We start from the raw sequence: 7,544 nt of genomic DNA, 5'->3' as shown, positions 1-7,544 counted from the left end.
CATCGCAGTTGCTTTTGCCGCTTTTGCGCCGTTGAACGGCAGCGGCCCGATACGCGCACCGGTAATGACCACATCGCCTGCTTTAAGCGATCTGCCTTGGGTGCGGGCGTGACCTGCAAGCCAGACCAAAAAGTCCAGTGAAGGCATCAGCGGGACCGCCACTTCGGTTGCGACGACCCCGGTGTTATCCAGTGTCAGGGTAATATCGATCCGGTCGGGCAAACCATTCTGCCATCCCTCGATCGACTCTCCCAACACCACACCCGCCGATCGGAAACCGTCTGCCATTCCCTCAAGCGAGGTGAAACCTGACTCCGGCGATAAGCGGGATGCGATCAGTTCGAATGCAAGGCAGATATCGGCAATTGCCGCCATCGGATTGCCCGCGGCAGGTTCGCCGGCAAGGATCAAAGCGGTTTCGACCTCGACCGCAGCATCATCTGGCAGGGATACAGTCGCGCCGCTGTCATGCAGGGTCCGGTGCGGCAGAACCGACGCCTGACGCGTCTCACCGTCCAGCAAAGCCATCTTCCAAAGACCACCTGTATCACCAAGACCCGCCAACACAGCTTCCTGCACGGCATAGGCATCTGCGGGCTGTGCCGGTTTGGGGTCAAGCGCAGTCGGGCGCGGGCCGCCATTCCAGGCGTCCAGCAAAGGGGCGGCAGCTTTGGCAGCGTCGAAATCAGACGTCATAAATTCTCTTTCCGGATCAGATGGGCCATCGCGGCCACGGGGATGATGGCGCCGCGATGGCGCACAACGATTGCGGCCAGTCGCGCGGCGTCCTGAATGCTGGCTGCGACTGTCGCGCCATTTCCGCGTGACGCCAGCCATGCGGCATTGAAGCTGTCACCGGCACCGGTGGTGTCCACTGCGGTGACCGCCGGCGGCAATTCGTGGCAATCGAATGTCTTGCCACCTTCCGGTCTATACAGAACTGCCCCCCGCCCCGAGGTCAGGACAACCTCGGCGTCGGTCAGGGTCATCAGGAAGGTCATTGCGGCGTCTGGCGTGGGGACATCAAAGCACGCGGCAATATCCGCGGATGAGGGCAATACGACCGAGGCGATGCCCGCTGCAGCGCCCAGCACGCTGCTTGCCGTTCTTGCATCGGACCACAATACGGGACGATAATTGGTGTCGAAAACAACCTGCGCCCCTTCGCTGCGCCGGCGCGCCAGGGCGTGCAACAGGTTGACGCGGCCTTTGGGGTTCAGCACCGCCAACGCCACGCCCGACACATACAGCACATCGGCGCGGTCCAGATCCGCGACATTGACAGGCTTATCGAAATGGCTGCGATAGGGGGCCTGTTCGCGCCAATAGGTGAAACTGCGTTCCCCGTTTTCATCGGTGGCAATAAAGCTGAGGCCGGGGCGGGCATTCGGGCGCTGTGCCAGCGTCGAGATATCGACCCCTTCCTCGGCGATGGTTTGGCGCAGCCACAGGCTTTGCGGATCATCGCCCAGACAGGACAGATAGCCCACCTGCCCTGCCCCCGTCAGACGCGCCAGATAGATTGCGGTATTCAGTGCATCGCCCCCCGCCCGCCTTATAAAGCTGTCGGGGGTGTCCGGAGCGGTCGTGAATTCGACCAATGGCTCTCCTATGCACAGGTACCGCATGTTACAGATCGACCGGCGTTGGCAAAGGCCGGCCCGCGACATGGGCGTCGATATTGTCCAGCACCAGCTGGGCCATTGCGTGGCGCGCCTCGGATGTGGCGGATGCGATATGCGGGGTCAGGACGCAATTGGGGGCCTCCAGCAGCGATTGCGGGACCTGCGGTTCGGTATCGAACACATCCAGACCGGCACCGGCAATCCCGCCCGACTGCAGCGCCTGCGCCAGTGCCTGCGTATCAATGACCGGACCCCGTGCGACATTGATCACCAGACCATCTGAACCCAGTGCCGCCAGAACCTGTGCATCGACCAAGCCGCTGGTGTCGCTGCCACCGGCGGCAGTGACGAACAGCACATCGCAATTCCGCGCCAGCGCCACAGCGTCGGCGCAATAGATGTCCGGCGCGTGCGGCTTTTCGCTGCGCGCGGTATAGAACACCTGCATCCCCAGACCGCGCAACAGATCGGCCAGCTTGCGACCGATCCGGCCATAGCCCAGAATCCCCGCACGCCGGTCCAGCAGCGACCGCCCCAGCCCCAGCTTGCGATGCGCCGCCCATTGGCCCGATCGCACAAAGCGGTCGCCCTCGGCGATCTGGCGCGAACAGGCAAGGGCAAGACCCAAAGCCATCTCGGCCACGGCCAGTGACAAGACATCGGGGGTCGAGGATACGGCAATACCGCGCCGTTTGGCCTGTGCCAGATCCAGCGCGTCCAGACCGACGCCATTGACGGCAATCATCTTCAGGGCGGGCAATTTCGCCATATCTTCGCCGGACAGGCCCAGATTGCCCGCGGTCAGGACGATCGTCACATCGGCGGCATCATCGATATCACGAACGACGTCATAATCGCGGGCCAGACGATCCCCCATTCCGGCGGGCTTCAGATCGGCAAGGGCCAGAATGCGCAGTTTGCTCATGCGATCTGCCCCAGAAAGTTTTTCAGACGTTCATTGACCGGATTGCCGAAGAAACCCTCGGGGGCGTTTTCCTCGACGATGATGCCCTTATCCATAAAGATGACACGGTCAGCCACCGCGCGGGCAAAATCCATTTCATGGGTCACGCAGATCATGGTCATGCCTTCGCGGGCCAGATCGATCATCGTATCCAGCACCTCTTTGACCATTTCGGGATCAAGGGCGCTGGTGGGTTCGTCAAACAGCATGATGCGCGGCTTCATGCACAGCGCCCGCGCAATGGCGACGCGCTGTTGCTGACCGCCCGACAATTGGGCGGGGTATTTATCGGCCTGTTCGGGGATCTTCACACGCTCCAGATAAAGCTGCGCGGTGGCTCTGGCTTCCTCACGCGCGATTTTGCGGGTCTTCATGGGCGCCAGCATGCAGTTTTCCAGCACGGTCATATGCGGGAACAGGTTGAAGGACTGGAACACCATCCCGACATCGCGCCGCACCTTTGCCACATTGTCACCACCTGCGGTCAGTTCGACCCCGTCAACGGTGATGGTGCCGGATTCGATTTCCTCAAGCTGGTTGATCGTGCGGATCAGCGTCGATTTTCCCGACCCCGAGGGGCCGCAGATCACGATCCTTTCGCCCGGCTCGACCGTCAGATCGATATCGGTCAGGGCGTGGAAGGCACCATAGTATTTGTTCACGGCGCGCATGATGATGGCGTGTTCGGTCATGGAACGTCCCCTGCAGAAAGACCCGGCCATGACCGGCCGGGCCCCAAGATCACTGTGCGGTTTTCACAAAATCGGGCAGCGGTTCGCCCAGCCATTTTTCATGGATGCCATCCAGCATACCATCGGTCTTGGCCTGTTCGACAAAGGCGTTGACCTTATCCAGCAACGCATCCGACCCGGGCGATACGGCAATGCCCTGCACCTGGCTGGACAGATCGAACTTCTTGTCAAAGCGGTCACCGGTGGCCGCGCCGATCTGCGACATCACGATGTTCGAGGCGCCGATCAGTTTGACCTGACCCGACATCAGCGCCTGTACGGCGGTGGCGTCATCGTCGAAACGGCGGATCTCGGTGCCTTCGGGGGCAACGCCGGTCACGCCGCTGTCTTGCGTGGATGCGCGGGTGACGGCGATGGCCTGTCCGGACAAGCCGGCAGCGTCTGTCACCTCGACCGATGCATCACCATAGACGGCGATGCTGATGCCTGCATAGGGGTCGGAAAAATCGACCTTTTGCGCGCGTTCTTCGGTGACACCCAGCGATGCGACCAGCACATCGACCTGACCCGACAGCAGATAGGGAATGCGGTTCGGACCGGTCACGGGAACGATCTGCGCGTCAACGCCCAGATAGTCCGCCAGCGCCTTTGCCACATCGGCGTCATAGCCGTCGGGCTTGCCCGCGCTGTCCTGAATGCCGAAAGGCGGGAAATCGACCAGCATACCGATCTTGACGGTGCCCGCGCTTTCGATGTCCTCAAGCTCGGCGGCGATTGCGGGGGCGACAAGTCCGAAGGCCAGCGCACTGGCGGCCAATGTCGTAAACAGACGGCGGTTCAGGGTCATGGGTTTCTCCTCCAAGAAAAATCAGCGCGTGATGGCACGGCGCATGCGGGTTTCCATACGGCGGGCCAGAAGCGACAGCGGCCAGCATAGGATAAAGTAAAGCGCGGCCACCGTTCCGAAGACCAGAAAAGGTTTGAAGGTCGCGTTATTGATGATCTGCCCTGCCCGCGTCAGTTCGGTGAACCCGATGATCGAGGCCAGCGAGGTGCCCTTGATCAGCTGCACCAGAAAACCGACCGTCGGCGCGATGGCCAGACGCAGCGCCTGCGGCAGGATTACATGCTGCATGCGGTCACGATAGGACAGGGCCAGCGCGGTCGATGCCTCGGACTGGCCCTGCGGCACAGCCTCGATCGCGCCGCGCCAGATTTCGCCCAGATAGGCGCTGGCATGCAGGGTCAGGGCCACAGCAGCGGCGACCAGCGGGTTGATGGGCAAACCGACGACTGCAAGGCCGAAATAGACCAGAAACAGCTGCATCAGCAGCGGCGTGCCCTGAAAAACCTGAATAAAGCCCGCCGCAATCCGGCGCAGCGATTTTTTGCGTGACGTGCGCGACAGCGCGATGATCAAACCGCCGATCGCCCCGCCCAGAAAGGCGATGGCCGACAGGATCAGGGTCCAGCGGATGGCCGCGACGATGAACAGAACCTCGGTCGATGTGAATTCGCGGATCATGTCAACGGCTCGCGGGGTAAGAGAAGAAGACGCGGCGGATCATTCCGAAGGCCGTGGAAAATGCCAGTGCCAGCAGGAAATATATCACGGTCAGGGTCAGATAGATTTCAAAGCTGGCAAAGGTGCGGGCGTTCAGATCCGCCCCCGCCGAGGCCAGATCATTGGCCGAAATCACCGATACCACGCTGGAAGTCAGCATCAGATAGATGAACTGGCTGGTCAGCGACGGATAGATATTCCGCAGGGCTGGCCGGATGACCACATACCGGAAAATCTGGACAGGGTTCAGGCCAAGTGCGCGCCCCGCCTCGATCTGGCCTTTCGGGATGGATTCAATACCCGACCGGATAATTTCGGTACCATAGGCCCCGACATTGATGACAAGGGCCAGAAGTGCCGCGCTGTTGGGGGACATGGACAGGCCGACCGCAGGTAGGCCGAAATAGATGAAGAAAATCTGGATCAGGAAGGGCGTATTGCGGATCACCTCGACATAGATGTCGATCAACCAGCGCAGGGGTTTTATTCCTGAAGTCTTGCCGACCGCGCCAAGGACAGAAACACCGAACCCCAAGACCATCGCCATCAGGGACAGCTTGACCGTCAGCCAGGCACCATATGCCAGCAGATCAAGGCTGTCGAACACCGGTTGGAAATTGAACTGGTACATCTGCCTCCCCGCGGATGATACTATTCACCAAATTTAGAACGATCTAAAAGTATCTTAAAAATGAAGTCAACGGATTTCGCAGTTGCTGCTTTGGCGCTGCATCAGGACGGGTGCGACAGCCGTCCGCTTGACCGCGACATCCGGATCGGCAAGGCGGCGGACCAGCAATTGCGCCGCCGAAGCCCCGACCTTGCGCGGATGGATCGCAACGCTGGTCAGGGGCGGATGGGTCATCTGTGCGACGGCCAGATCATCCAGTCCGACCACCGCGATATCAAGCCCCGGTTCACGGCCCAAATGCCGCAGACCGACCATCAGCCCTGCGGCCAGAATATCGTTGAAACACAAGATGGCCGTCGGTTTTGTCGGCAGGGCCAGCAGCTGTTGCGCCGCCTGCGCGGCACTTTCCCATTCCAGTTCGCATTCCACAATACCGGCATCACAGGCCCCCGACAGCGCCAGCCCGCGCGCAAACCCCGCCATCCGTTCGTCCCGCGCCGAGGTTTGCGCGGTAACTGACAAAAACGCGATATTACGATGTCCGTGATCGACCAGATGGCGCACCGCCATGACGATGCCCTTGATATAGTCGCCGCCCGCATAGTCGGTCACATCCTTACCGACCTCGCGCAGCGATTGCACCGCCGGCAGTCCCCATTCCCGCATCTGCGTCAGCAATCGCGGGTCGGTGCCCTGCGCGGGACACAGGATCACACCATCGACCCCGTGGCCGCGAAACCGTTGCAGGATGCCGGATTGGCGCTTGGGGTCGTCATGGCTGTTGGCCAGCAGGACGACGCGATCGCCCTCGACCATGACCTGTTCTGCCCCTGACAGGAATTCGGTGAAAAACGGGTTCACCAGATTTGGCACGATCACCCCGATAGTCCGGCTGCTGTTGTTGCGCAGCCGCGCGGCCCCGATGTCGCGGACATAATCCAGCTCCTGCATCAGCTGTTCGACCCGGTCGCGGGTATGCTGCGCCACAAGGGGGGATTTGCGGACCACCAGGGATACCGTCGCCCGTGACACCCCCGCAGCTTTCGCAACCTGATCCAGCGTTACTCGCTTACGTTTCATAGCCTGACCGCTTTCCTGCATCCGTCATCCCGAGCAATGGTAAAAGAGCAATCATGACATAATGAATACTGCGCCCGTAAAGCGCCTTGTCGGTATGTGACGGGCAGAGAGGGAAACGCAAACCGATCCGCCCGTCACGATCATCTACCTAGTTCGTTGCGAAGCAATAGAACAGACCGTCCCCGCCTGTCTGTTGCAATGCCTCCATTCCGCAACCGGCCGAGGGATGCGCCGAATTCCACGCCGTCGGATGATCACCCCCGCCCGTGCGATCATGGTGGCCCACCATCACCGAGCCTTCGCCGCTTGTGGTCCAATTCTCGCAGGCGTTGCCCTCCAGCATTCCCTGCAGGTCCGATCCGGTCATGACATCATGGCGGTTGGGTGTATCGCCACGTCCGTTGATCACCTGACCGGTTTCCGTCAGCGCGGTATCCTTGGTCAGATTGTTGTCTTCGCTGTGCAGCTGGTCGACGTCCTGTGCGATAACGACCCCGTTTACGTTCATCCACGGACCCGATCCGATCCGGTCGCGCGCGTTTTCAGCGCTTGAGGACAGATAGGCCGCCCATGTCTTTCCGGTAATTCCTGCCGCCTCGGCAAGTGTAGTGCAATATGCATCGGCCCCTTCCAGCCCACCCAGATCGGCACCCTGTCCGGGATTGGCGCTGGTGATGAAGAAACCTGCACCGGCGTCTTGCGCCTGCGCCATTACGCTGCCGGTCAGGGACAGGGCTGCCGCCAAAATCATCTTGTACATCATGGATTGATACCTTTGCTGTGGATTTGAATCAGGGCCGTCGCAGACTGTCGTGTCGCGCTGCTTTCCGTCCGGTGCCCGCGCAACCCGTTCGATCAACGGGATACAACAGACCGTTCCGGATATTCACGCGTTGGAATGGATGATGAAATTTTCCGGTGCCGATGTCTACATCCGCAAATCGTGTTCGCCCCGATGCCAAGGTCATGGTGCAAGATGGCCTGCGGC

9 protein-coding genes (1 of these 9 cut by a window edge) are annotated in these 7,544 nt (G+C 60.8%); all 9 read right to left on the bottom strand.

Features of this window, described 5'->3' with window-relative positions; all coding sequences use genetic code 11:
- Positions 1 to 696 carry the 5' portion of a hydratase gene (locus tag DWB67_RS09210; RefSeq protein ID WP_119807259.1) on the bottom strand. The gene continues 27 nt to the left of window position 1, outside the view, so 696 of the gene's 723 nt are visible here — the first part of the coding sequence; its start codon is at positions 694 to 696; its stop codon lies beyond the left edge, outside the window.
- Complete coding sequence (locus DWB67_RS09205; RefSeq protein ID WP_119807258.1) at positions 693 to 1,628, bottom strand: sugar kinase; 936 nt, start codon at positions 1,626 to 1,628, stop codon at positions 693 to 695. Before DWB67_RS09205 ends, DWB67_RS09210 begins: the two co-directional genes overlap by 4 nt.
- A gap of 1 nt (position 1,629) precedes the next feature.
- Positions 1,630 to 2,550, bottom strand: a complete 921-nt coding sequence (locus DWB67_RS09200) for a 2-hydroxyacid dehydrogenase (RefSeq protein WP_119807257.1) — start codon at positions 2,548 to 2,550, stop codon at positions 1,630 to 1,632.
- Positions 2,547 to 3,281 (bottom strand): amino acid ABC transporter ATP-binding protein, encoded by a 735-nt coding sequence (locus tag DWB67_RS09195; protein WP_119807256.1) that lies wholly within the window; start codon positions 3,279 to 3,281, stop codon positions 2,547 to 2,549. The genes DWB67_RS09200 and DWB67_RS09195 overlap by 4 nt, the downstream gene beginning before the upstream one ends.
- Positions 3,282 to 3,330: 49 nt before the next feature.
- Complete coding sequence (locus DWB67_RS09190; protein ID WP_119807255.1) at positions 3,331 to 4,128, bottom strand: transporter substrate-binding domain-containing protein; 798 nt, start codon at positions 4,126 to 4,128, stop codon at positions 3,331 to 3,333.
- Positions 4,129 to 4,149: 21 nt separating this feature from the next.
- Positions 4,150 to 4,803 (bottom strand): amino acid ABC transporter permease, encoded by a 654-nt coding sequence (locus DWB67_RS09185; protein WP_370453583.1) that lies wholly within the window; start codon positions 4,801 to 4,803, stop codon positions 4,150 to 4,152.
- 4 nt (positions 4,804 to 4,807) lie between these two features.
- Positions 4,808 to 5,476: an amino acid ABC transporter permease gene (locus DWB67_RS09180; protein ID WP_119807253.1), complete on the bottom strand. Its 669-nt coding sequence runs from the start codon at positions 5,474 to 5,476 to the stop codon at positions 4,808 to 4,810.
- Positions 5,477 to 5,542: 66 nt separating this feature from the next.
- Positions 5,543 to 6,556 carry a LacI family DNA-binding transcriptional regulator gene (locus DWB67_RS09175; RefSeq protein ID WP_119807392.1) on the bottom strand — a complete coding sequence of 338 codons (1,014 nt, stop codon included), beginning with the start codon at positions 6,554 to 6,556 and terminating at the stop codon, positions 5,543 to 5,545.
- A gap of 148 nt (positions 6,557 to 6,704) precedes the next feature.
- The gene (locus tag DWB67_RS09170; RefSeq protein WP_220475107.1) at positions 6,705 to 7,319 is read right to left on the bottom strand and encodes a hypothetical protein; all 615 of its coding nucleotides are present in this window, start codon (positions 7,317 to 7,319) and stop codon (positions 6,705 to 6,707) included.
- Between the last annotated feature and the right edge of the window lie 225 nt (positions 7,320 to 7,544).

The sequence above is a fragment of the Paracoccus sp. JM45 genome (assembly GCF_003590715.1).
In the GTDB taxonomy this organism is placed as follows: Bacteria; Pseudomonadota; Alphaproteobacteria; order Rhodobacterales; family Rhodobacteraceae; genus Paracoccus.
Note: the sequence above shows the minus strand (reverse complement) of the source record. Positions and strands in the feature narration are given on the sequence as shown.